Below are 24,746 nucleotides of genomic sequence, written 5' to 3' on the forward strand. Positions count from 1 at the left end.
GGCGCACTTGTTGTCGCTGGCCCCCGATAGTGTGGACCAATGGCTACGAAGACTTCCCGGGGGCCGAAGGCGCCCGGCTATAAATGCGCCGAATGCGGCTGGACGACGGCCAAGTGGGTGGGCCGCTGCGGCGAGTGCCAGGCGTGGGGCAGCGTGGAGGAGACCGGCACCGCCGTCGCCCGGACGACGGCGGCCACGACCGTCCTGGAACCGGCCCGCCGGATCGCCGACGTCGACGCCACTACCGCCGCTTTCCTGCCCACCGGCGTGGATGAACTCGACCGTGTGCTCGGCGGCGGGCTGGTGCCAGGCGCCGTGATCCTGCTGGCGGGCGAGCCCGGGGTGGGCAAGTCGACGCTGCTGCTGGACGTTGCGGCCAAGTTCGCCCGCACGGCGCAGGACGTCCTCTACATCACCGGTGAGGAATCCGCGGCCCAGGTCAAGCTCCGCGCGGACCGGATCGACGCCGTCGCCGAATCCCTGTACCTGTCCGCCGAAACTGACCTGGGGCAGGCCCTGGGGCAGGTGGAGAGGCTGGAGCCGCGCCTGCTGGTGGTGGACTCAGTGCAGACCCTCAGCAGCGCCGACGTCGAGGGCAGCGCCGGCGGCGTGTCCCAGGTGCGCGAGGTGGCGGCGTCCCTGATCGCCGCGGCCAAGCGCCGCAACATGACCACGCTGCTGGTCGGGCACGTGACCAAGGACGGCTCCATCGCCGGGCCCCGGCTGCTGGAACACCTCGTGGACGTCGTTTGCCAGTTCGAAGGCGAAAGGCACTCGCGGCTGCGGCTGCTGCGCGCGGTCAAGAACCGCTACGGACCCACCGACGACGTCGGCTGCTTCGATTTAAACGAGGACGGCATCGAGGGCCTCGCCGATCCCAGTGGGCTGTTCGTCTCCCGGACCAAGGAGCCCGTTTCGGGAACCTGCATCACGGTCACGCTGGAGGGCCGCCGGCCGCTGCTGGCCGAGGTGCAGGCGCTGCTCGCCGAGAGCGCCAGCTCCCAGCCCCGCCGCGCCACCAGCGGGCTCGACAGCTCGCGCGTCGCGATGCTGCTGGCCGTCCTGCAGCAGCGCGCCGGCTGCCTGCTGAACAAGGACGACTCATACGTGGCAACGGTCGGCGGGGTCAAGCTCAGCGAACCCGCCACGGACCTCGCCGTGGCCCTGGCGGTGGCCTCGGCCAAGGCCAGGAAGCCGCTCCCCCAGCGGCTCATAGCCTTCGGCGAGGTGGGCCTGGCGGGCGAAGTCCGCCCGGTGCCCGGCATCAACCAGCGCATCCAGGAGGCGCACCGGCTCGGCTTCACCCATGCCGTGGTACCGGCCAGCCCCAACGGGCACGGACCGGTTCCGGCGGGCTTCTCGGTCCGCGAGGTCGGCCACCTGGCCGAGGCCCTGGGACTGCTGATCAGCTGACGCCGCAAATGCCGGGTGGTCTGGTGGTCTGGGACCTCGGGATGATGGGCGTTATCGAGGTCCGCTGAGGCTGGAAATGCCCTCTTGCCAAAGATACCCCCCGGGGGTATGTTTGGCGTAGCCGCAGATGACTGAGCATCCGTCAGGAGCACACACCATGGAACACCGGCACAGCAGCCCCGGCGCGGACCAGGGCCTCGGGAACCACAGCCCGGGCGGGACGCCGCACGGCAACCATGCCGTGGGCTCCGCCGCGGATGAGCACACGGTACACAGCCACGGCCAGCATGCCGGGCACAGCGTCGCGATGTTCAGGGACAGGTTCTGGCTGTCACTGGCCCTGGCCGTGCCGGTGGTCTTCTTCAGCCCCATGTTCGCGGAACTCCTGGGCTACGCTCCTCCCGCCTTCCCCGGCTCAGCGTGGATCCCGCCGGTGTTCGGCACGGCGATCTACCTCTACGGCGGCCGTCCGTTCCTCAAGGGCGGACTCAATGAACTGAAGACGCGAAAACCGGGGATGATGCTGCTGATTGCCATGGCCATCAGCGTCGCCTTTATCGCCTCGTGGGTGACCAGCCTCGGCATCGGCGGTTTCGATCTCGACTTCTGGTGGGAGCTGGCGCTGCTGGTCCCCATCATGCTGCTGGGCCACTGGATCGAGATGCGCGCCCTCGGCTCGGCGCAGGGTGCGCTGGATGCCCTGGCGGCGCTGCTGCCCGACGAAGCGGAACGCGTCACGGCAGCCGGCACGGAGACCGTCAGCCTCGCCGAACTCCGCGCCGGGGACACCATCCTGGTCCGCCCCGGCGGCCGGATGCCGGCCGACGGCACCGTCAGCGGCGGGCAGGCCGAATTCGACGAATCCATGATCACGGGCGAATCAAAAACCGTCCTGCGGGCCCCTGGGGATCCCGTGGTGGCCGGAACCATCGCCACTGACAACTCCGTGCGGGTCCGGGTGTCGGCCATCGGCGAGGACACGGCCCTCGCCGGGATCCGGCGCCTCGTGGCCGAGGCGCAGGCGTCCTCCTCCCGGGCCCAGGCCCTGGCCGACCGGGCTGCGGCCTTCCTCTTCTACTTCGCGGCCGGCACCGGCGTCCTGACGTTCATCTTCTGGACCCTGATGGGCAGCATAGGAGACGCGGTCACCCGCACCGTGACGGTCCTGGTAATCGCCTGCCCCCACGCCCTCGGCCTTGCCATCCCGCTCGTCATCGCCATTTCCACCGAGCGCGCCGCCCGGGCGGGCGTCCTGATCAAGAACCGGATGGCGCTGGAGCGCATGCGGACAGTCGATGTCGTGCTGTTCGACAAGACCGGAACCCTGACCAGGGGCGAACCGGAACTCAAGGAAGTCGCCGCCGCAGACGCGGGAACGACCGGCCAAGACGCCGCGCAGGATACGGTGCTGGCACTCGCGGCCGCCGTGGAGGCCGACAGCGAACATCCCCTGGCCCGCTCAATCGTTGCCGCCGCCCGGGAACGAGGACTGAAGCTTCCGACGGCGGACGGGTTCACGTCGCTGACCGGCCGCGGGGTCCGCGCCACGGTCGATGGCCGCACGGTCCAGGTGGGCGGTCCGGCCCTGCTCCGGGAGCTGGGTCTGCAGGAGCCGCCGGAGTTGGCCGCCACGACCGGCACCTGGCTGGAGCGCGGCGCAGCGGTGCTCCATGTCGTGGACGGCGGCAGGGTCCTGGGTGCTGTCAGCCTCGAGGACGCTGTACGGCCCGAGTCCCGCCAGGCCGTCCGGGCCCTGCAGGCACGCGGCATCAAGGTGGCCATGGTCACCGGCGACGCCCGGCAGGTGGCGCACGCCGTCGCCGCCGAGCTCGGCATCGACGAAGTGTTCGCCGAGGTGCTCCCCGCCGACAAGGACAAGAAAGTGGCGGAGCTCCAGGGCCGCGGGCTGAAGGTGGCCATGGTGGGCGACGGCGTCAACGACTCCCCCGCGCTGGCACGGGCGGAGGTGGGGATCGCGATTGGCGGCGGCACGGACGTGGCCGTGGAATCCGCCGGCGTGGTCCTGGCCGGCAACGATCCGCGGGCTGTGCTGTCAATGCTCGATCTTTCCAGGGCGAGCTACCGGAAGATGTGGCAAAACCTCGTGTGGGCCACCGGATACAACATCATCTCGGTGCCGCTGGCTGCCGGTGTCCTCGCCTTCGCCGGAATTGTCCTGTCCCCCGCCGCGGGCGCCGTGATGATGTCGGCGTCGACCATTGTGGTTGCCCTGAACGCCCAGTTGCTGCGCGGGCTCAAGCTCAACCCGGCCGCGGTCAGCTGACCTGGTGGAGGCCCCGATGCCGGAAACCACCCGCCGTGAGTCATCATTCGGGAGATCGTATGCCCGGGTGGGTCCGCGGATGGACGCCCGCGGCGCAGCAGAGCACCGCCGCCGGCTCGTCGCGCCGGCGCACGGCTTCGTCATCGAAATCGGGGCGGGCTACGGGGCCACCTTCCCGTTCTACCCTTCCACGGTGTCCGGCGTGCTGGCCCTCGAACCGGACCCCACGCTCCGTGCGCTGGCCCTCGCCGCCGCCGGCAAGGCGCCTGTGCCCGTCACGGTGAGGGACGGCGTGGCGGAAGCGCTGCCGGCGGCGGATGACTCGGCCGACGTCGTCGTCTCCAGTTTGGTGCTTTGCAGCGTGGCGGACCCGCCCCTCGCCCTGGCGGAGGTGGTCCGGGTCCTGCGCCCCGGCGGCCTGCTGCTGTTCTACGAACATGTCCGCTCAGCGCACCGCCTGCTGGGGGCCGCCGAAGACCTGCTCACACCCCTGTGGGGCCGGATGGCAGGCGGATGCCACCCGAACCGTGACACCGCAGCCATGATCGCCGCGGCAGGCCTGAGCGTGCAGGGCATCGAGCGCTTCGGCTTTTCGGTGCTTCCCGGCAATCCGCGGCTGGCCCACGTCCTCGGCATGGCGGGCAAATCCTGACCCCGCCCCGGCACAACGAAGAGGGGCGCCTGCCCCGATGGCAGACACCCCTCTCATGATTTCGCTCCGGCTGAGCCGGCCTGGATTTGCTAGGCCTTCTTGGGCGGCAGGGCCAGCTTGAAGATCTTCGCCCACGTGGAGCCGACCTGCTTCAGCAGCGGACCCGTGGTGTACGGCAGTCCGTAGCGCTTGCAGATCTCCTGCACCTTCGGCTGCACCTCCGCGTAGCGGTTCGAGGGCAGGTCCGGGAACAGGTGGTGCTCAATCTGGTGCGAGAGGTTGCCGGTCATGAGGTGCATGAACTTGGAGCCGGAGATGTTGGCCGAGCCGATCATCTGCCGCACATACCAGTCACCGCGGGTCTCGCCCTCCACCATTTCCTCGGTGAAGGTGTCGGTGCCTTCGGGGAAGTGGCCGCAGAAGATCACTGCGTGCGCCCACACGTTGCGGACGGCGTTGGCGGTCAGCGTGCCGTAGAGGGCCTGCTTGCCGGAACCGGTCAGCATGGCGACGGCGGGAGTGGCGGCGTAGTCCTTGGTGAACTGCGTCAGTGCCTTGCGGCCGAGGGCCTTCAGGTCCTTGGTCAGGGCTTCCTTGGACTTCCGGCCCTCTTTGTAGTCCACCAGTTCGAGGTCGTAGATCGCGATGCCCCACTCGAAGACCGGTGCCAGCAGCGCGTTGTACAGCGGGTTGCCCAGGTTGAAGGGCGTCCATTTCTGGTCCGGATCCATCCGCAGCAGGTTGTATCCGATGTCGTTGTCCTTGCCGACCACATTTGTCCAGCGGTGGTGGAGATCGTTGTGGGTGTGCTGCCAGGAGCGCGCGGGGGTGACGAAGTCCCATTCCCAGGTGGTGGAGTGGATGTCCGGGTCCCGCATCCAGTCCCACTGCCCGTGCAGGATGTTGTGCCCAAGTTCCATGTTTTCCAGGATCTTGGCGAAGCTCAGCAGCGCGGTGCCGGCGAACCAGGCGGGCTTCTTCTTGCTGACAAGGAGCAGGGCACGGCCGGAGAGCTCGAGGCCTCGCTGGATCTTGATCATGCGGCGGATGTAGGCGGCATCGGCGGACCCGCGCTTGGCGAGGATGTCATCCTTGATGGCGTCGAGTTCGCGCCCCAGCTCCGCCACCTGCTCGTCGGAGAGGTGGGCGGCCGCGGGCGGACGCAGCAACGGGCTGCCGGTCTCGGCGAGGGCGCCGGGCCGCGTCTTCGCGACCGTGACGACCTTTGCTGTGTCGGCTGAACCGCTGGTGGCGGGGGTGTCGGCGTCGGAAAGGTCCGGTTTGTTGGAAACAATCGTCATGCGGTGATACTCCTCAGAGGTCGAGGTTAACGGGGCCGGCGGCTGCCGACACGCACGTCTGGATTAGTTGGCCGGGCTCGCCGTGCACTTCGTTGGTGCGCAGGTCACGGACGTGGCCGGCCCGCAGCGGGATGAGGCAGCTGTGGCAGATACCCATCCGGCAGCCGCTGGGCATGAGGATGCCGGCGTCCTCGCCGACATCGAGCAGCGGGGTGTCGCCATCGGCCTCGACTTCACGGTCGGAGGCCTCGAAGGTGACCAGGCCGCCGTCGTGCCCGGCGCCGCCGGCGAGGCTGGTGCTGAAGCGTTCGATGGTCAGGGTGCCCGAGCTGGCCGCGGCCTGCTGGGCGTCCTCCGCTTCGGCCTCCCACAGCGCCTCGGCGTCGTTGAGGAACCCTTCCGGACCGCATGCGTAGGCGGCGCGCTGGCGCCAGTCCGGGCAGAGCCGGTCCAGGTCGGCGGCCGAGGTGAAGTCCAGCCGTCCGCTCTCACCGGTGAACCAGTGCGTGACGCGCAGGTTGGGGAACTGGTCGGCGAGCTCGGCGAGTTCTTCACGGAAGATGGTGTCCGCGGCGGTGCGGGCTGTGTGGATCAGGACGACGTCCGAATCCGGGCGGTGCGGAACGAGCGTGCGGATCATCGACATCACCGGGGTGATCCCGCTGCCGGCCGTGAGCATGAGCAGCGGCCGCGGATGCTCGGGCAGGACGAAATCGCCCTGCGGGGGCGCCAGGAACAGGACGTCGCCGGGCTTGGTGCCGCGCACGAGGGCCCCGGAGACGGCGCCCATGTCGGTCACGGTGATTGCCGGGTCCTGTCCGGCGGGGGCGCTGAGCGAGTAGGACCGCCAGTGGCGGACACCGTCGAGCTCGACGCCAATACGGGCCCACTGGCCGGCAAGATGTGCTTGCCAGCCGCGGCCGGGACGGAAGAAAATGGTGGCGGAATCGGCCGTTTCTGGAACCACCCTGGTGACTACGCCGCGCAATTGGCGGGCGGAAAACACAGGATTGAACAGCGACAGAATGTCTTCTGGAGCTAGTGGGGTGGTCAGTAGAGATGCGGCGCGCGCCAGCTTACGGAGCCGGATCATTCACCAAGCTTATGTCAGATTGCGCCATACTTCTTCACCCAAGGCATACGATCGACTCAAGAAAACTATCCCGCCGCAACAACTCATCGGACTGTTCATGAACACATCCCCTGCCCGGGAGCCTGCCGGCCCCACCCCCGCCTACGATCCTCCCTGGCTGGCCCTGCCGCGGGAGGTCAGCGACATGCTGCGGCCGCGGATGCCCGGCATTGTGGAGGCCATCATCGAAGCCGTCCCGCAGCTCGTCCCGGCGTACGCCAGGCCGATCGAGGGGCGCTTTGGCAGGGGGCTGCGCAGGGGCGTGGCCGCGGCACTGGACCGCTTCCTGCAACTGCCCGGGACCCGGCTGCCAGCGCTGTCCGAGGAAAGCCGGGAGCTGGTGGCCGGGCTGGGCAGCGGCGAGTTCCGGCAGGGGCGGAGCATGGACGCGCTCCTGAGCGCCTACCGGATGGGCGCCCGCGTGACGTTCCGGGAGATGTCCAAAGTCTCAGTGGAACATCATCTGGGCCAGGGCGTCGTGGTGGATCTGGGCGAATCGATCCTCGCGTACATCGATGAGCTGTCAGCGGTCAGCGCCGAGGCCTACGCCTTTGAGCAGTCCGAACGGGCCGGAGCAGTGGACCGGCGGCGCACCGAACTGCTGGACCTGCTCCTGCTCGGCCAGGCCGACGAGGCGGCCCTGCGCCAGACGGCGGCGATGGCGGACTGGTCCCTGCCCCAGCGCATGGCGGTGGTGACGCTGCCGCTGGACCGCGCGGCCGGGCTGCGGCTGCGCCTGGGCCCGGGCACCCTTGTGATTGAGCGCGAGACCGATGTTGTCGCCCTGGTGCCGGCGCGGATGTCGCGCTCCGCCCGGGACGACCTGGACCGTGCCCTGAAGGGGCGCGGCGCTTCCGTGGGACCGGCCGGGGGCTGGGAGAGGGTTCCGGATTCGCTGCGGCTGGCCGTGCTGGCCGCCGCAGCACTGCCTCCGCGGGAGGGACCGGATGACCCCCCGATCTGGGCCGACGAGCACTTGGCGCAGGTGATTCTCGGTGCAGAACCCTCGGCGATCACCGAACTCGCCAACCGCCGGCTCGCGCCGCTGGAAGGGCTCCGGCCCGCACAGCGCGACCGGCTCGCCGAAACCCTGCTCTCCTGGTTGCGCCACTGGGGCCAGCGGGCGCCCGTGGCCGCCGAGCTCGGGATCCACCCGCAGACCGTGGGCTACCGGGCAGCGCAGCTGCGCGAGCTCTTTGGCGACGCCCTCGAGGACCCAACGGCGCGCTTCGAACTCGAACTGGCCCTGCACGCCGGCCGGCGGTAGGCCAAGCCCGTCGGGCGGACCGCAGGTTACCCGGCGAGCGCCCGCCGGCTGTGGAGCCGCAGCTCCAGGTCGTGCATCACGAGCGCCGCCAGGTCCTCCAGCGCGGCAGTGTCCTCATCGCTGAACTCGCGGGGCTCACGGTCCAGGATGCAGAAGGTGCCCAGGTTGTAGCCGTCCGGAGTGCGCAGCGGCACCCCGGCATAGAACTGCAGGCCGAACTCGCCTGCCACGAGGGGGTTGGCCAGCGTCCGGGGATCGTTGACGGCGTCCCAGACAATCCAGGCATCGCCCTGCAGGACGGCGGAGGCGCACAATCCGGGGTCCCGGCCGATTTCCGTGACATCCGTGCCGTGGTGGGACTTGAACCAGATGCGGTCATGGTCCACAACACTGACAATCGCCACGGGCACCGAGAACATGCGTGCGGCCAGCGCCGCGATCCGGTCAAAGACGCCGTCCGCGGGAGTGTCCAGGATCCGGTACCGCTCGACCGCACGCATGCGCCCTTCTTCGTCGGTCAACAGCGCGGCCGGGTCCCGGCGGCGGCGTCCTGTGCCGCTGATGACTTCCTGGCGCAGGGCCAGGGACACTTCCCGGGCCGGCGGGCGGGCGGCCGGATCCCTGTCCAGCATGGAGGTCAGCAGGGCCGCCCACATGGGCGCGATGTCTTCGGGGACGTCCGGGTCGTGGAGCAACCGGGCCAGGGCGGACTGCACCGGCGCGCCCGGATAGGCCATTTTCCCTGTCAGGCCTTCCAGCAGGACCAGCCCCAGCGAATAGACGTCGCTGGCGGGGCCTGCCGGTTCGCCGGCAGCCTGTTCAGGGCTGAGGTAGGCCGGGGTGCCGGAGCTGTCATCGGGGTCGCCGTGGTGGCCTTCGCGGATGGTGATGGCCACGCCGAAGTCGCTGAGTTTGGCGCGGGCGCGCCGGTCCTCGACGCTGTAGTCCACGAGCAGGATGTTGGCCGGCTTGACGTCCCGGTGGATGATGCCGTGGTGGTGGATGTGCGCAAGACCGTCGGCGAGATCGTGTCCGATCAGCGCCATGTGGGCCGCCGACAGCGGACCCTCGGCCGAGCGGCGGCGCAGGTCGGGGCCGCGGACGAGTTCCATCACCAGATAACTGAGCCGGCGGGTCGGGTCACTGAGGTCCGTGCCGGCGTCGAACAGTGTCACGAGGGCGTGGTGGGCCATCCCCGCCAGGATCCGCACTTCATCGGCCTGCCTGCGGGTCCGCTCTTCGTCCACTGTCCCGTCGCGGAAGAGTTTGACTGCCACTTCACGCCCCAGGACCTCGTCCGTGGCACGGTACACGCTCGATTGGCTGCCCCTGCCAATGAGTTCTTCGATCCGGTAGCGCCCGCTGAGCAGGAAACCGGGGTCCATGGTTGTCAAAGGTCTACGTGGTCCCTCTAATGGGGCCGCCGCTGGAAGCGGGCGGATCAGTCCAAAGCCGGGACAAATCCCGGCACCCGCACCATAAGCAAGCTTACTTATCATAACGCGGAAACCGGATTCCGGAAGACTTCCCGGGACCCTTTCGGTCCGCCGCCTTGGGCTATTTTGCGGGGTTGTGGGTCCCGATCGGCACCAGGGTGAGGTCAGGGTGGTTCTTTTCGATCCGGCGCAGGGCCCAGACGTCGTTGAACAGGGCCAGGTATTCCCCGTCGGAGCGCAACAGGACTTCGGCGCCGGGGACGTTGGCCAGCGCCGGCATGGCGTCGGCGGTCGAGATCCGGGCCATGGAATACGGGAGCCGCTCCAGCCGCATCGGGGCGCTGAAGTCGTGCGCCATGCGGTCCTCGACCACTTCGAACTGCATGGGGCCGACGGCGGCAAGAACGGGCGCCTGGTCACCGCGGATGTCGGAGCGGAGCACCTGGATGACACCCTCGTGCTCGAGTTGTTCGATGCCGCGGCGGAACTGCTTGAACCGGCTCGGGTCCTTGGAGCGCGCCACCTGGAAGTGCTCCGGGGCGAACAGCGGGATCGCCGGGAACTCCACGGGCTGGTCCAGGAACAGGCTGTCCCCCACCCGGAGGGAGGAGGCGTTCACGAGGCCCACCACATCGCCCGGGAAGGCCTCGTCGATCACCTCGCGTTCGCGGCCGAAAACCTGCTGGGCGTACTTGGTGGCGAAGGATTTCCCCGTCCGGGTCTGGGTGACCACCATGCCGCGCTCGAACATGCCGGAGCAGACACGGATGAAGGCAACGTGGTCGCGGTGGGCCTTGTTCATGCCGGCCTGGACCTTGAAGACGAACCCGGCGAACGGGGCATCCACGGGGCGGGGGTCGCCGTCGACGTCGGGCCGCGGGGCAGCGGGCGGGGCGAAGTCGACGAGGGCGTCGAGGATTTCCTTGACGCCGAAGTTCAGCGCGGCCGAGCTGAACAGGATCGGCGTCGCCTTGCCGGCGTGGAAGGCCGCGACGTCGAACGCCAGGTTGGATTCGATGACCAGCCCGGCCTCGTCCACGGCGTTGGACCAATCGTCGCCCTGGCTGGCGGCGGCCTCGTCGGGGGTGAAGTATTCGGTGAGGGCGATGTTGGCGCCGGCGTTGTTGCGCTTGAACTGCGCGAAGCGGTCGTTGCGCAGGTCCCAGACGCCGCGGAAGTCGCCGGAGATGCCAACAGCCCAGGTCAGCGGCATCGGCTGCAGGCCGGTGCGCTCGGTGATCTCGTCCATCAGCGCCAGGGCGTCCAGGCCGGGCCGGTCCCACTTGTTGATGACAGTGATGATGGGCAGGTTGCGCTGCTTGCAGACCTCGAAGAGCTTCATGGTCTGGGTTTCCAGGCCCTTCGCTGCGTCGACCAGCATGACGGCACAGTCCACGGCCGCGAGCACGCGGTAGGTGTCCTCGGAAAAGTCGGCGTGGCCCGGGGTGTCCAGAAGGTTGATGACGGTGTCCCGGTAGGCGAACTGCAAAGCGGCAGAGCTGATGGAGATGCCGCGGTCCTTTTCCATCTGCATCCAGTCCGAGACCGTCTCCTTGCGGTTGGCCTTTCCGCTGGAGGCGCCGGCCGTGCCGATCACCTTTGCGTGCAGCGCCAGGGCCTCCGTCAGGGTGGATTTGCCGGCGTCGGGGTGCGAAATGACCGCGAAAGTCCGGCGCCGGGCCGCCTGCTTGTGAATCTCCTGGACTCGGGCGGGGCTGAGGACTTCTTGAGACACGATGCTACTTTCGCTGCGGCAGTGGACGGGTCACGGCGCGGAGAGCCCGCGGTACACCCAAGAATCCAAGTTTATCGCAGGCCGCGGACCACGGTCGAAGCTGCGTCCGGACCGCGCATGAAGCTGCGCGAGGCCCGGGCACGAAGCTGCGGCCTTGCGGCGCCAAAATGCCGTCACGGACGGCGCCCGGGGCAGCCCTTCAGGAGGCCCGCGGCGGCACGCCGCAATGGACCACTTTAAGGCTTGCCTGTGCGGAAGTGGCCTTGCTTTACCCCTATCATGGGGAGAGCGGGGAACTGAGTACTTTGATCCTGCCGGGAGACCCTGGAATCCGGCGCACTTGCAGGCTCGTCCCTGCACCTTTGAAGGGAAATCTATGGCTCGGAGCCCTGAAGATGCGCTCAAGGCGACCCTGGCCAGGGTGGCACCGGGCACAGCCCTCCGCGACGGCCTGGAACGCATCCTCCGCGGCCGGACCGGCGCGCTGATCGTGCTGGGCATCGACAGGACCATCGAGTCCATCTGTTCGGGCGGCTTCGAGATCGGCATCGACTTCTCCCCCACCCGGCTGCGGGAACTGGCGAAGATGGACGGCGCCATCGTCTGCGACAAGGATGCCAGCAACATCCTGCGCGCGGCGGTCCAGCTCGTCCCGGATTCGAGCATCGAAACGCAGGAATCGGGCACCAGGCACCGGACCGCGGAACGCGTGGCCATCCAGACGGGCGTCCCGGTCATTTCGGTCAGCCAGTCAATGCAGATCATCGCGCTGTACGTGCACGGGCTGCGCCACGTCCTGGAGGGCTCCGAAAAGGTCCTGGCCCGCGCCAACCAGGCCCTGGCAACCCTGGAACGCTACCGCTCGCGCCTGGACCAGGTCACCAGCTCGCTCTCGGCCCTGGAAATCGAGGCCATGGTGACGGTCCGTGACGTCGCGGTCACCCTGCAGCGCCAGGAAATGGTGCGCAGGATCTCCGAGGAAATCTCCCAGTACGTCCTGGAACTGGGCGAGGACGGCCGCCTGCTCTCGCTGCAGCTGGACGAGCTCACCGTCGGCCGCGGCCCGGGCAGCGACGTCATCATCCGCGACTACTCCGGGCCGGCCGCAACAGCGGATGACATCGACAAAGCGGTTAAGGCCCTCGTCAGCCTGGGCCCGACCGAGCTGATCGACCTGGGCAAGATCGCCGGCATCGTCGGCTTCGCCGGCGGCGAGGCCAACCTCGACGCCGTCGTGCAGCCGCGCGGCTACCGCCTGCTCTCCGGGCTCAAGGCCGTGCCGAAGGCCGTCGCCGACCGGCTCGTCGACCACTTCGGCGGCCTGCAGTTCCTGATGGCGGCAACAATCGATGACCTCATGACCGTCGACGGGATCGGTGACCAGCGTGCCAGGACCGTCAGGGAGGGCCTGAGCCGCATGGCCGAGGCCAGCCTGCTGGACCGCTTCCTCTAATCCCCTCCACAAGCCCACCGGGGGGGTAATCGGGGGTAACAGGAGTTATGCGGGTCAGCTGAGCTGGAACACGGCCTTGGGGCTGTTCTTGTTCGCCAGCCGCGCGGTGAAGACGTAGTAGGCGCCGCCGGCACCGGGCGTGGCCTCGACGGGCTCGCAGCCCTGCACCGTGCGGTTGCGCTGCCACGGGAAGTTCGCCGTCTCGCTCTTGCCCGGAGCAATGGTCTTCATCAGGTCCGCGCTCTCCGCCTGGCAGTCCTTGGAGGAGAAGATCCGGTCCGAGCCGCTGGTGATCATGTACTCCATCTGCGACGTCCCGATGTTGACCTCGCACGGGACCTTGTTGTTGTTGGTCACCGTGAGGCTCAGCAGCGGCTTCTCACCGGCGGTGTAAGCCTGTTTGTCGGTGGCGGCCGTAACGGTGATCAGATTCTGCTCGCAGCCCTCCCCCGAAGTGGCCGTGGGTGAGGCCGAAGCCTCCCCGGACGCCGTCGGGCTCCCCGACGCGGAGCCAGCCGGGCTGGCCGCCGGCGACGCTCCTGCCCCGGACGGCTGGGCGCCGGCGGACTGGCCTCCGCCCATGGCATTCGAGACCGCCACAAAGCCGCCGAAGGCTACGGCGATGGCGAGCAGCAGGACCACCCCTGCAAACAGCCGGCGGCGGCGGTAGACCCGGCGCAGCGGGGGCCGTCCGGATTTGCGCCCGGATTGCCCCGGGGCGGAACCTTTCGGCCGCGAACCGCCCGTACCTGAAGTGCCTTGCCTGACCATTCTTCTAGCCTAGAGAACCGCGCGGGCTATGGCGCCCGACCACGCCGCGGGACCTGACGCCGTCCCGATCCGTTACCCCGATCTATTACGCTGAATGGATCGAAACTCTAGCCCCCACGCCCCCCGTATCCGCCGCGGCACCGCGGGACCCCCTGCCCGCCGGGGCGCCCGGCCGTGCCGACAATCTCCCAGCGCTCCATGCGGCCCTGAATGACTGGTTCGCGTCCAACGCCAGGGATCTGCCGTGGCGGGCCGCGGACTGCTCGCCCTGGGGTGTGCTGGTCAGCGAAGTGATGCTCCAGCAGACGCCGGTGGTCCGGGTCCTGCCGGTCTGGGAGGAGTGGCTGCGCCGCTGGCCGGAACCGGCAGATCTGGCCGGCGAACCCGCCGGGGAGGCCGTCCGGTCCTGGGGCCGGCTGGGATATCCCCGGCGCGCCCTGCGCCTTCATGCTGCCGCCGTCGCCATCAGGGACAGCCACGGCGGGGCCGTCCCCGGCACCTACACCGAGCTCCTGGACCTGCCGGGCGTGGGCAGCTACACGGCCGCGGCCGTCGCCGCGTTCGCCTACGGATGCCGCGAAACGGTGGTGGACACCAACATCCGCCGGGTCCACGCGCGGCTGGTCACCGGCTCTGCCCTGCCGGCGCAGGCCCTGACCGCCGCCGAAATGCGGCTGGCGGCATCGCTGCTTCCGGAACGCCCCGGCGCCTCGGTGCGCTGGAACGCCGCCGTCATGGAACTCGGCGCCCTGGTCTGCACTGCGCGGACCCCCAAGTGCGGCCAGTGCCCTGTCCGGGAGTCCTGCGCCTGGCTGGCGGCCGGGGAGCCGGCGCCGACGTACACGCCCAAGGGACAGGCCTGGCACGGCACGGACCGGCAGGTACGCGGCGCCGTGATGGCCGTCCTGCGGGCAGCCGAGGAGCCCGTGGCGCCGGTCCTGTTCCACCAGGCTCCCGCGGACCTGGGCTTCGAACCGCAGGGCATCGGCATTCCGCTCGCGGCCCTGCACCGGCTCAACGCGGCCCCCGAGCAGCTGGAACGGGCGATGGCAGGGCTGCTGGGCGACGGCCTCGCCGAACTGCACCAGGGCGGCTTCCGGCTCCCGGGCTGAGGATCTACGCTGGAGCATGCGCAAGCTGGCGGCCGCGGCCGTGCTGGTCCTCACCGCAGTCGTGGCTGTCGCGTGCCGGCCGGAGGCCGCCTGCCCGGCGATCGCCCAGGCGCCCGTTGTGTCGCTCACGGTGGACCGGGAGTACGCCCCGTCAGTGCGGACCATCCATCTGGCCGCGTGCCAGGACGGCCGCTGCAAGGAGGCGGACCTCGAACTGGTTCCCGGGAGCACGGCCGTGGACCAAGGCTGCGAGCCGGGCCCCTACGGCGGCGACGGCGTCTGCTCGGCCACTTCTTCGCCCGACGGCACCCTGACCGGAATGCTGATGATGGAGACGCTGAGCGCCAGCCGGATCGAGGTGACGGCCACGGGCACGGACACCGCCGGGAACCCGCTGCCGGCCAGGACCGCGGCGTTCACGCCCCGGGCGGCACACCCGTTTGGTGAGCAGTGCGGAACCTTCATCACCGCCAGCGTGGTGCTCGACGCGGCCGGCCTCCGCCAGGCACCCTAGCGCTTACGGTTCTCCGAACCCCGAGCCGACCAGGCGTTCAAGGTAGTCGACCGCCTTGGCGGCGTCCGGGCCGCTGGCCTCCACGTGCAGGACGGTTCCCTTGCCGGCGGCAAGCATCATGAGCTCGGTCATGGAGGCGCCATCGGCGCCGTTCACGGTCACCTCGGCGTCCATGGCGGACAGGCCTCCGGCGATCTTCGCTGCCGGCCGGGCATGCATGCCGGTCTGGTTGACGAGCACAAAGTCCCCGGTGGCGTCCGGCGGCTGCTGGTGCACATGCCCCGCCTCCGCGGGATGGGCGGGGGGCCGGTAGACGGCCTCGGCCGCGTCCTTCACCGCTGCCGCTTCGGCCCCTGCCTGGGCAGCCACCGCGGCCGCGACGAGTCCTTCGACGATGGGCGCGTCAGCAATCAGCACCGAGCCTGGATCGGCTGCAAACTCCGCAGCGGACTCGGCCGTCATCACCGCGGAGCCGAGGTCGGCGAGCACCACCACACCGTCACCGGCAGCCTGCTCCAGGGCCGCCATGACCTTGTCCAGGCTCGTGCCGATGCGGCCGTCGTCGGTGCCGCCGGCGGGGAGGATCAGGACGTCGGGAGCCATCTGCGCGGCGAGTTCGACGGCGCCGTCCGCGATCTTGGAGCTGTGCGAGACGACCACCAGCCGGACTGTCATTCGGCCGCTCCGGCCGCGGCGCGCAGAATCAGCGCGCTGGAGACCGCTCCGGGGTCGCGGTGGCCGATGCTGCGCTCCCCCAGGTAGCTGGCCCGGCCCTTGCGGGCGAGCATCGGATCCGTGGACACGGCGCCGGCTTCGGCGGCTTCCGCCGCGGCAAGCAGCACCTTTCTGACGTCCCCGTCGCCGTCGCCAGCCGCTGCGGCGGCCGCCTCGATCGCGGGAGTCCAGGCGTCCACCATGGTCTTGTCGCCGGATTCGGCCTTGCCGCGGGCGACGATCCCGTCGCGGGCGGCCTGCAGCGCGGCGGCGAGGGTGGCGGCGTCGACGTCGGAGCTCTCACCCAGGGCCGTGGCGGCCCGCAGGAACGCCGTGCCGTAAAGCGGGCCGGCCGCCCCGCCAACCTTGGACATCAGCGTCATGGCCGTCAGTTTCAGCGCCGCGGCCGGGGTTTCCGGCGGCGCCTCGGCAAGTTTGTCCATCACGGCCCTGAAGCCGCGGTCCATGTTCTCGCCGTGGTCCGAGTCCCCGATGGGCCGGTCCAGCTCGATCAGTTCCACCCGGTGTTCCGCCATGGCCTGCGCCGAAAGCGTCAGCCACCGCACCGCCCAGCCGACGTCCAAGCCCACGGTCAGACGCCCCAGCGAAGGGCCGGAGTGTGCACTGGAGCGTCCCAGAGCGTTGTCATCTCGTCATCGAGGCGCAGGACAGTGATGGAGCAGCCCTGCATTTCGAGGGAGGTGATGAAGTTGCCCACCAGGGAGCGGGCCACGGTGACGCCCTGCTCGGCCAGTTTCTGCGCGGCCCTGCGGTAGACGATGTACAGCTCGCTTTGCGGGGTGCCGCCCATGCCGTTGACGAACAGGAGCACCTGGTCCCCGGAAGCAAGGCCGAGGTCGCTGACCACCGGATCCAGGAGCCGGTCGGTGATGCCGTCGGCGTTTTCCATCGGGATGCGGTGCCGTCCCGGTTCGCCGTGGATGCCGATGCCGATCTCGATCTCGTTTTCCTCGAGCTCAAAACTGGGCACCCCGGCATGCGGAACGGTGCAGGCGGACAGCGCCACGCCCATGCTGCGCACGTTCTGGTTGACGCGGTCACCGATCGCGGCGACGGCGTCCAGGTTGTCACCGCGCTCCGCGGCCGCACCGGCGATCTTCTCGACCAGGACGGTGCCGCCAACGCCCCGGCGCCCGGCCGTGTACAGCGAATCCTCCACGGCGACGTCGTCGTTGACGAGCACGGTGCGGATCTCGACGCCTTCGGCCTGCGCGAGTTCGGCGGCGGTTTCGAAGTTCAGGACGTCACCGGTGTAGTTCTTCACGATGTGCACGACGCCGGCGCCGGAGCTTACGGCCAGCGTGGCCGGCAGGATCTGGTCCGGAGTGGGAGAGGTGAACACGGCGCCCGGGACGGCGGCGTCGAGCATGCCCAGGCCCACGTACCCGCCGTGCAGCGGCTCGTGTCCGCTGCCGCCGCCGGAGACGAGCCCGACTTTCCCTGCGACGGGAGCGTCCTTGCGCACGATGTATTTCGGGTCCGGGAAGACGGTCACGAGGTCGGCGTGAGCAAGCCCGAACCCTTCCACTGACTCGTCGACCACGGCTTTGGGATCATTGATGAGTTTCTTCATGGCGGTGCTCCCTGGATGGTGTCCTGGCTGCTTGCTTAGACCCTACTACCGGGGCACGGCCGGCGGTAGGCTCCCCGTTCCCCCGGCCCGGGCTCCCTTGCGGGCTGCGAATCCCGGGGCGGCGGGGTTGTGGCCGTGCGTTCCGAACCCACGCGCTTCAGGCTTGTTGGTCGGCCCACGCCGGAGAATGCGGCCAGGCATCGACGCCCAGCCATGAGAACGGCGGTGCGGCGAGCCGGCCCTTGCGGGCGCGGGACGCGGCCGGCGGTCCTGACGCGGCAGATACCGCCCCGGCGGTCTGCCCCGTCACGCCGGCGCCGGCGCCGGGCGAGGAGTGGTTGGCGGGCTCGGGCGGCAGCGCTTCCAGCGGCTGGTCCGGCGGCCCTGCCGGAGCACTGGCGATTGACCTGTGGATTGCGGAGAGATCGGGAAAAATCACGGCTTTGTGCAATTTTTTGCCTCCGGAAGTATGGCGGCCCACCCCCTGGGCCGGCATCAGTTTATCCATCAAATTTATTGAAGGGAAGCCCTACGTGGACGTCGAGTTCCTGGCGGCCGCCGACGCCGGCGCCGTCTTCGCCGGCCGGGACGCCCCCTTCGCCGACCGGGGCGCCGCTTCGGCTGCCGGCACCGCCCTCGCCGGCCGCGGAGCAGCCGCAACCCGGCGGGGCTACAGCTCCTTGATCATCCTGGTGTTGCCCAGCGTGTTCGGTTTAACCCGCGCCAGGTCCAGGAACTCGGCCACGCCTTCGTCGTGCGAGCGCAGGAGCTCGGAATACACCACGGGGTCGACGGCGGTCTGGTCAGCCATGACTTCAAAGCCGTGCTTCTTGAAGAACTCCACTTCGAACGTCAGGCAGAAGACCCGGGAGACTCCCAGCGCGCGGGCATCCTCCAGCAGGCGCTCCACCAGCGCGTGGCCCACGCCCTTGCCGCGCCAGACGTCCGAGGCCGCGAGCGTGCGGACCTCGGCGAGGTCCTCCCACATGACGTGCAGCGCCCCGCAGCCGATCACCTCGCCGTCTTCGGATTCTGCGATCCGGAACTCCTGCAGGCTTTCGTAATAGGCCACGGTTTCCTTGGCCATGAGGATCCGCTGGTCAGCCAGCGGCGCCACGAGGGTCTTGATGGCGCCAACGTCGTCGGTGCGGGCGGGGCGGATGCGGATCGTCTCAGTGGCGGTCTCAGTCACGGTCTCAGTCACAGCCCAATCTTACGGGTGCCCCGGGCGCGGCCGGCTCCCTGCCGGCACGGGCCCCGGGCCGTCAGAGACCTAGTTCGTCGGGGACGGGAACGTCCTTGTCCAGCAGGTTCCTGGCCAGGAAGTGCTCCACGACGCCGTACCAGACCTTGGCGTGCTGCGGCTGCAGGATCCAGTGGTTCTCGTCCGGGAAATACAGGAAACGGTGGTCCGTTTCGCCGTTTCCGTCCGCCGCCAGCTGCGACTTGGCGAGCAGCTCGTACCAGAGCCGGAGTCCCTCGCCGATCGGTACGCGGTAGTCCTTGTCGCCATGGATGACCAGCATGGGAGTGCGGATGTTCTCCACGTGCAGGTGCGGGGAGTTCTCCAGCGCCATCTCTGCCGTCATCTCCTTGAGCCAGTACTGCGCGGCGTCGGTGGTGGGGCCGAACTGGTCCAGGGCCCAGAGGCTGGCGTGCGTGACGATTGCCTTGAAGCGGTCCGTCTGCCCGGCCACCCAGTTGGCCATGTACCCGCCGAACGAGCCGCCCATGGCGGCCGTGCGCGTCTGGTCGATGTCGGAGCGCTGCACGACGGCGTCGGTGATGGCCATCAGGTCGGTGAACGGAGCCTTGCCCCATTCCCCCCAGCCGCGCTGGATGTGGTCCTGACCGTAGCCGGTGGAAAGGGCAGGGTCCGGGAGCAGCACCGCGTAGCCGCGCGCCACCAGCAGCCACGGGTTCCAGCGCCACGTCCAGGCGTTCCAGGATCCCAGCGGGCCGCCATGGATCCAAAGCAGCAGCGGGGCCGGTGCCGCGGCGGACGCGCCCTCGGGGAGGGCCAGGTACGCGGGCACACGGGCGCCGTCGGCCGCCGTCGTCTCCACGCGCTCCAGCGTGCCCTTGAAGTGCGGGCGTTCCGCGGGCGCGGGCAGGCGGACGACGTCACCGGAGGCGAGGTCGATCCGCACAGGTTCGGCGGGGAATTCGTAGGAGCTGCGCAGGGCGTAGGCGCTGCGTCCGTCCGGTGCGACGACGACGTCGGTGTACGCCGCGGCGTCGGCCGTCAGGCGTAGCACCTGGGCCGCCCCGTCCGGGTCTCCGGCCACACCGATCCGGAATACCGGCGATGCGCCGTCCTCGTCGGCGGTGACCAGCAGGGCCGATCCGTCCGGCAGCCATGCGGCGGGGCGGGCCCAGCGGTCCCAGTCATGGGCGAGCGGCGTCAGGGCGCTGCCCCCTGCCGCCGGGCCAGTGACGTGGAGGAGGTGCAGCTTGACCTGCGGCGCCGCCAGCGGCGTGGTGTCGCTTTCGCTGACCACCACCAGGCTCCGGCCGTCCGGGCTGACCGGGCCCGGGAAGTAGCTCAGGCCTTCCGTGTCCAGCAGGACCGTGCGGGTGCCGGTGGCGACGTCGATGGCGACCAGCACGGAACGTGAATCGGCGTTGGCGAGGGGCTTGGCGAAGCTGCTGTAGATCGTCGTGCCGTCCGGACTGAGCACCGATTCGGCGTCCCTGAGCCGCGTTCCGGCGTCGGGCGTCAGGTTGCGCAGCTTCAGCGGCGGCGCGGCGTCGACGGTGGCCGGCTTTCCGGCCTCCAACGGGTCTCCGGGCTCGACGGCGAACAGCCGCGGCTGCGCCGGGCCCAGGTCCGCGTCCCAGTAGCGGACTGGGTAGCCGCTGTGCAGGATGGCCGCGACCTTGTTGTCTTTGCGCGCTTTCCGGCGTTCCTCGTCATTGTCCTCGTCCGTGGAGCCTGCCAGGACCGAGGCCGCGACCACCACGGTGTCGGCGTCCTTGGCGGCGTGGACCCCGCCGATTCCGCCGGCCCGGGACAAGGCCACCCGGGCTTCGCCGCCGTCGGACGGCAGGATCCAGAGGGCGTTCACCGGGTCGGCCTCGGGGCTCTCCGGATCGGGACGGGCCGAGGTGAAGTACAGGTCGCCATTGGCGGCAAACACCGCACCGGCCTCCCCTTTGGCGCTGCGCGTGATCCGGCGGGCCTGTTTGGCCCCGCCCGGATCCACCTCCCACAGCGCGGTGCAGTATTCGGTGCCCTTCGCGCCGAGTGTCGCCACGGTGGTCACCAGCCGGGCGCCATCCGGGCTCAGCGTCAAACCGCTCACTCTGGGGATCGCGAGGTAGTGGTCCAGATCGTGGAAGGGGGTCTCGGGTTGTTCGCTCAGGGTCTCTGAGTCCTTAGCAGCCATGCACCGATTCAACACCGAATGTGGCATCGATCACAAAACGTTCACTAAGAGTGAAACATTGCTTTCAGATAGGGCTCCCGAATCATGCGGGACGGCCCCTGGCGCTTCAGCACGGACACCGCCCACCGCCCGCCGAAGATGGCCGCTAAGCCAGGTCCCATAGCGGCCCTCTCTGGCAAATGCTTCCCGGCGGCGGGCAACGCAAAGGCCCCGCCGTCCCTTTCGGGGCAGCGGGGCCGTTGTTGATGGTGCTTAGACGCTCGGAGCGATCTCCGGGATGCGCGGCTTGGCGTTGCCGGCGAAGGTGAACTTCGCGTCGTCGCCTTCGCCTTCGACGTCCACCACGACGATGTCGCCGGAGTGCAGTTCGCCGAAGAGGATCTTCTCGGAGAGCTGGTCCTCGATCTCGCGCTGGATGGTGCGGCGCAGCGGCCGGGCACCCATGGCGGGGTCGTAGCCGCGGGTCGCCAGGAGCACCTTGGCCGCGGACGTGAGCTCGATGCCCATGTCCTTGTCCTTGAGGCGCTTCTCCAGGCGGGCGACGAACATGTCCACGATCTCGATGATCTCGTCCTGCGTCAGCTGTGGGAAGACCACAACATCGTCAACGCGGTTCAGGAACTCGGGGCGGAAGTGCTGCTTGAGCTCCTCCGTGACCCGGGCCCGCATCCGGTTGTAGCCGGTCTGCGTGTCAGTGCCGGACTGGAAGCCGGTGGCAACGCTCTTGGAGATGTCCCGGGTGCCGAGGTTCGTGGTCATGATGATCACGGTGTTCTTGAAGTCCACCACGCGGCCCTGGGAGTCGGTCAGGCGGCCGTCTTCCAGGATCTGCAGGAGCGAGTTGAAGAGATCGGCGTGCGCCTTCTCCACTTCATCGAACAGGACTACGGAGAACGGACGACGGCGGACCTTCTCGGTCAGCTGGCCGCCTTCCTCGTAGCCCACGTAGCCCGGAGGGGCACCGAAGAGCCGCGACACCGTGTGCTTCTCCGAGTACTCGGACATGTCCAGGGTGATCAGGGCGTCTTCCTCGCCGAACAGGAACTCGGCGAGGGCCTTGGCCAGTTCGGTCTTGCCGACGCCGGTGGGGCCGGCGAAGATGAACGAGCCGCCCGGACGCTTGGGGTCCTTGAGGCCTGCACGGGTGCGCCGGATCGCCTGGGACAGGGCCTTGATGGCCTCGTTCTGGCCGACCACGCGCTTGTGGAGCTCGTCTTCCATCTTCAGCAGGCGCGAGGACTCTTCCTCGGTCAGCTTGAAGACCGGGATGCCGGTGGAGTTCGCCAGCACTTCAGCGATGAGGTCTTCATCAACTTCGGAGATGTCGTCCATGCCGCCGGTCTTCCACTGGCGTTCCTTTTCGGCGCGCTCGGCAATGAGCTTCTGCTCCTTGTCGCGCAGCGACGCGGCGCCTTCGAAGTCCTGCGCGTCGATCGCGGATTCCTTCTCCAGCTTCATGGCGGCGATCTTCTCGTCCATGATCTTGAGCTCCGGCGGAGCAGTCATGCGGCGGATACGCAACCGCGCACCGGCCTCGTCGATCAGGTCGATTGCCTTGTCCGGCAGGAATCGGTCCGAGATGTAGCGCTCGGAAAGGGCCGCCGCCGAGGCGAGGGCGCCGTCGGTGATGGTGACGCGGTGGTGTGCCTCATACCGGTCGCGGAGGCCCTTGAGGATCTCGATCGCGTGCGCGACGGAGGGTTCCTTGACCTGGATCGGCTGGAAGCGGCGCTCCAGCGCGGCATCCTTCTCGATGTGCTTGCGGTATTCGTCCAGCGTGGTGGCACCGATGGTCTGGAGTTCGCCGCGGGCCAGCATGGGCTTCAGGATCGAGGCCGCATCGATGGCGCCTTCGGCGGCACCGGCGCCCACCAGGGTGTGGATCTCATCGATGAACAGGATGATGTCGCCGCGGGTGCGGATCTCCTTGAGGACCTTCTTCAGGCGCTCTTCGAAGTCGCCGCGGTAGCGGGAGCCGGCCACGAGGGACCCGAGGTCCAGCGTGTACAGCTGCTTGTCCTTGATGGTCTCCGGGACGTCCCCGCGGACGATCGCCTGGGCCAGGCCCTCGACGACGGCGGTCTTGCCGACGCCGGGCTCACCGATCAGCACAGGGTTGTTCTTGGTGCGGCGGGAAAGGACCTGCATGACGCGTTCCATTTCCTGCTCGCGGCCGATCACGGGGTCCAGTTTGTTCTCGCGCGCCGCCTGGGTCAGGTTGCGGCCGAACTGGTCCAGGACAACGGACCCGGCCGGGGTCCCCTCAGCCTGCCCGGGGCCGACACCGGCGCCCGTGGCTTCCTTGCCCTGGTAACCCGAGAGCAGCTGGATGACCTGCGAGCGGACCCGGTTCAGGTCTGCGCCGAGCTTGACGAGCACCTGGGCGGCAACGCCTTCACCCTCCCGGATAAGGCCGAGGAGGATGTGCTCGGTACCAATGTAGTTATGGCCCAGCTGCAGCGCCTCGCGCAGCGAGAGCTCCAGGACCTTCTTGGCGCGGGGGGTAAAGGGGATGTGGCCGGAGGGCGCCTGCTGGCCCTGGCCGATGATCTCCTGGACCTGTTCGCGGACACCGTCGAGCGAAATGCTCAAGGATTCAAGGGCTTTGGCGGCAACACCTTCACCCTCATGGATCAGACCCAAGAGGATGTGTTCGGTACCAATGTAATTGTGGTTCAGCATGCGTGCCTCTTCTTGGGCAAGCACAACTACGCGACGGGCACGGTCCGTAAATCGCTCAAACATTTCGCCACACTCCTAGCTACGACGTACTTTGATGCTACGTGGCCGGGTTCCAGATTTGGGGCTTGTTCGCCACAGGGGAAACCGGAGGGTTGCGCAACCGCGCCCGGACTGGGTCCCGGACAAGGGGCAAGAACCGTCCGGAACCCCTCCGGACCGGCGCAACCCGCCGATCCGGAAGGGCGAAACCGGCCCTTCCGGACGGGCGCAACCGGCCGCCAAGCGCGCCGCCGGGCCGGAAGGGCGCACCGCCGGACGGGCGCCGTCGGACGGGCGCCGTCGGCATGGCAAAGGTGCCCGAATTGACGAAGATGGCCGCTAAGCCTGGACCCATAGCGGCCATCGTCGGCGAATGGTTCACCTCGTGCGGGACATCTCCCTGGAAATGCTGCAGCGGAGGAACATGGGCGGCGGAGCCTGTTCATCACCGGACGGGCGCACCGACGCCGGCATGGCAATGCCCCCGTCACATAACGGGGGCATTGGCATTTGACAGACGCTCGATTACGAAGGCATGAAACGTGATTGCGGCTTGATACTGCGCTCACATGCCGGGCCCGGCACTGCGGCCTGACGCCGGGCCCTGCTAGGAATTAGCCTTTTGGTAGGCTTCCTGAATTTCAGCCTGGATGCGTCCGCGGCTGTTTACCGCATAGCCGTTGTCCCGTGCCCACTGGCGGATCTGGGCAGAGTCCTGATTCCGTCCGCTGGAAATTTTCGTGCGCGTGGCGCGTCCGCTTGACGTTTTGCGCGCGTGCGTCACAAATCGGTCCACCGCGGAGCGCAGTTCTGATGCATTGCTTGACGACAGGTCAATTTCGTAGCTGACGCCGTCAAGGCCAAACCGGACAGTTTCGTCCGCGGATCCCCCATCCAGATCATCAACGAGGATGATTTTTACTTTCTGTGCCATAAAGGACTCTCTTTCCAAAGATCGAGCGTTTAGAAAAGCAGGATGTATCTGGAATAAGTATCCTCCGCGTTACAGCAGGGAGTCAAAGCGCAAAATTCTGTCCAAAGGAAAACCTAAGGCGGCAATAGGGAACTATTACTTCTTTCGGGTAATTAGCTTCCCAGGGTCCCGGATTCCGGTCCTTTGGCCCTAGTTTCGGCCTCGGCATGGGCGCGGGCTTCTGCCTGCCGCTCTGATTTGTCGGCATTGAATATGGATTTCATGGCAAACCAGAAAAGCAGGCCCACCACGATGGGGGGCAGCAATACGGCGATATAGTCCATG

Annotated in this window: 21 protein-coding genes; 7 read left to right on the plus strand and 14 right to left on the minus strand. The window is 68.5% G+C overall.

The genetic code is table 11. From position 1 onward, the window contains the following. Window positions 1–39 precede the first annotated feature (39 nt). The 3 genes from radA (at window position 40) to AC1DN2_RS07975 (ending at window position 4,349) form a co-directional block, all read left to right on the plus strand. Complete coding sequence (gene radA / locus AC1DN2_RS07965) at window positions 40–1,413, plus strand: DNA repair protein RadA (protein ID WP_476849891.1); 1,374 nt, start codon at window positions 40–42, stop codon at window positions 1,411–1,413. A gap of 157 nt (window positions 1,414–1,570) precedes the next feature. After that, window positions 1,571–3,697 carry a copper-translocating P-type ATPase gene (locus AC1DN2_RS07970; RefSeq protein ID WP_476849892.1) on the plus strand — a complete coding sequence of 709 codons (2,127 nt, stop codon included), beginning with the start codon at window positions 1,571–1,573 and terminating at the stop codon, window positions 3,695–3,697. A 16-nt stretch (window positions 3,698–3,713) separates the two neighbouring features. Next, complete coding sequence (locus AC1DN2_RS07975) at window positions 3,714–4,349, plus strand: class I SAM-dependent methyltransferase (protein WP_476849893.1); 636 nt, start codon at window positions 3,714–3,716, stop codon at window positions 4,347–4,349. 89 nt (window positions 4,350–4,438) lie between these two features. Here AC1DN2_RS07975 and AC1DN2_RS07980 read toward each other — a convergent pair whose 3' ends face one another. Both AC1DN2_RS07980 and AC1DN2_RS07985 read right to left on the minus strand, forming a co-directional pair. Next, window positions 4,439–5,650, minus strand: coding sequence for a fatty acid desaturase family protein (locus tag AC1DN2_RS07980; protein ID WP_243178328.1), 1,212 nt, complete (start codon window positions 5,648–5,650; stop codon window positions 4,439–4,441). 13 nt (window positions 5,651–5,663) lie between these two features. After that, window positions 5,664–6,743 carry a ferredoxin reductase gene (locus AC1DN2_RS07985; RefSeq protein WP_028276907.1) on the minus strand — a complete coding sequence of 360 codons (1,080 nt, stop codon included), beginning with the start codon at window positions 6,741–6,743 and terminating at the stop codon, window positions 5,664–5,666. Window positions 6,744–6,840: 97 nt separating this feature from the next. Here AC1DN2_RS07985 and AC1DN2_RS07990 point away from each other — a divergent pair, with 97 nt between their 5' ends. Beyond that, window positions 6,841–8,049, plus strand: coding sequence for a PucR family transcriptional regulator (locus AC1DN2_RS07990; RefSeq protein ID WP_476849894.1), 1,209 nt, complete (start codon window positions 6,841–6,843; stop codon window positions 8,047–8,049). A gap of 26 nt (window positions 8,050–8,075) precedes the next feature. On the opposite strand, the gene AC1DN2_RS07995 is transcribed toward AC1DN2_RS07990, so the two are convergent. Continuing rightward, the gene (locus AC1DN2_RS07995) at window positions 8,076–9,434 is read right to left on the minus strand and encodes a protein kinase domain-containing protein (RefSeq protein WP_476849895.1); all 1,359 of its coding nucleotides are present in this window, start codon (window positions 9,432–9,434) and stop codon (window positions 8,076–8,078) included. 172 nt (window positions 9,435–9,606) lie between these two features. Beyond that, window positions 9,607–11,220, minus strand: coding sequence for a peptide chain release factor 3 (locus AC1DN2_RS08000; RefSeq protein ID WP_028276909.1), 1,614 nt, complete (start codon window positions 11,218–11,220; stop codon window positions 9,607–9,609). A 376-nt stretch (window positions 11,221–11,596) separates the two neighbouring features. Here AC1DN2_RS08000 and disA point away from each other — a divergent pair, with 376 nt between their 5' ends. Further along, window positions 11,597–12,673, plus strand: coding sequence for a DNA integrity scanning diadenylate cyclase DisA (gene disA, locus AC1DN2_RS08005; RefSeq protein WP_476849896.1), 1,077 nt, complete (start codon window positions 11,597–11,599; stop codon window positions 12,671–12,673). A gap of 54 nt (window positions 12,674–12,727) precedes the next feature. Here disA and AC1DN2_RS08010 read toward each other — a convergent pair whose 3' ends face one another. Further along, the gene (locus AC1DN2_RS08010) at window positions 12,728–13,444 is read right to left on the minus strand and encodes a hypothetical protein (RefSeq protein ID WP_476849897.1); all 717 of its coding nucleotides are present in this window, start codon (window positions 13,442–13,444) and stop codon (window positions 12,728–12,730) included. A gap of 275 nt (window positions 13,445–13,719) precedes the next feature. On the opposite strand from AC1DN2_RS08010, the gene AC1DN2_RS08015 reads away from it, so the two are divergent. Together AC1DN2_RS08015 and AC1DN2_RS08020 are read left to right on the plus strand one after the other, a co-directional pair. Beyond that, window positions 13,720–14,556 (plus strand): HhH-GPD family protein, encoded by an 837-nt coding sequence (locus AC1DN2_RS08015; RefSeq protein WP_476849898.1) that lies wholly within the window; start codon window positions 13,720–13,722, stop codon window positions 14,554–14,556. A 16-nt stretch (window positions 14,557–14,572) separates the two neighbouring features. Then, window positions 14,573–15,070, plus strand: a complete 498-nt coding sequence (locus AC1DN2_RS08020) for a hypothetical protein (protein WP_476849899.1) — start codon at window positions 14,573–14,575, stop codon at window positions 15,068–15,070. A gap of 3 nt (window positions 15,071–15,073) precedes the next feature. Here the strand turns inward: AC1DN2_RS08020 and dhaM are convergent, their stop codons facing one another. The 9 genes from dhaM to AC1DN2_RS08065 form a co-directional block, all read right to left on the minus strand. Next, complete coding sequence (dhaM, locus tag AC1DN2_RS08025) at window positions 15,074–15,745, minus strand: dihydroxyacetone kinase phosphoryl donor subunit DhaM (RefSeq protein WP_476849900.1); 672 nt, start codon at window positions 15,743–15,745, stop codon at window positions 15,074–15,076. Further along, complete coding sequence (gene dhaL, locus AC1DN2_RS08030; protein ID WP_223914688.1) at window positions 15,742–16,374, minus strand: dihydroxyacetone kinase subunit DhaL; 633 nt, start codon at window positions 16,372–16,374, stop codon at window positions 15,742–15,744. The genes dhaM and dhaL overlap by 4 nt, the downstream gene beginning before the upstream one ends. Window positions 16,375–16,376: 2 nt before the next feature. After that, window positions 16,377–17,378: a dihydroxyacetone kinase subunit DhaK gene (dhaK, locus tag AC1DN2_RS08035; protein ID WP_476849901.1), complete on the minus strand. Its 1,002-nt coding sequence runs from the start codon at window positions 17,376–17,378 to the stop codon at window positions 16,377–16,379. Window positions 17,379–17,535: 157 nt separating this feature from the next. Further along, on the minus strand, window positions 17,536–17,817 hold the full coding sequence (locus tag AC1DN2_RS08040; protein WP_476849902.1) for a hypothetical protein: 282 nt from the start codon (window positions 17,815–17,817) through the stop codon (window positions 17,536–17,538). A 231-nt stretch (window positions 17,818–18,048) separates the two neighbouring features. Beyond that, a complete protein-coding gene (locus AC1DN2_RS08045) occupies window positions 18,049–18,582 on the minus strand; it encodes an amino-acid N-acetyltransferase (RefSeq protein ID WP_230009315.1) in 534 nt (177 codons plus the stop codon). A gap of 61 nt (window positions 18,583–18,643) precedes the next feature. Next, window positions 18,644–20,767 (minus strand): S9 family peptidase, encoded by a 2,124-nt coding sequence (locus AC1DN2_RS08050; RefSeq protein WP_476849903.1) that lies wholly within the window; start codon window positions 20,765–20,767, stop codon window positions 18,644–18,646. Between the two features lie 252 nt (window positions 20,768–21,019). Then, the gene (locus AC1DN2_RS08055) at window positions 21,020–23,512 is read right to left on the minus strand and encodes an ATP-dependent Clp protease ATP-binding subunit (RefSeq protein WP_028276917.1); all 2,493 of its coding nucleotides are present in this window, start codon (window positions 23,510–23,512) and stop codon (window positions 21,020–21,022) included. Window positions 23,513–24,095: 583 nt separating this feature from the next. Beyond that, window positions 24,096–24,422, minus strand: a complete 327-nt coding sequence (locus AC1DN2_RS08060; protein WP_028276918.1) for a histone-like nucleoid-structuring protein Lsr2 — start codon at window positions 24,420–24,422, stop codon at window positions 24,096–24,098. 152 nt (window positions 24,423–24,574) lie between these two features. Further along, a complete protein-coding gene (locus AC1DN2_RS08065; protein WP_223914693.1) occupies window positions 24,575–24,745 on the minus strand; it encodes a hypothetical protein in 171 nt (56 codons plus the stop codon). Between the last annotated feature and the right edge of the window lies 1 nt (window position 24,746).

Source organism: Arthrobacter sp. 01L42, from assembly GCF_056400005.1.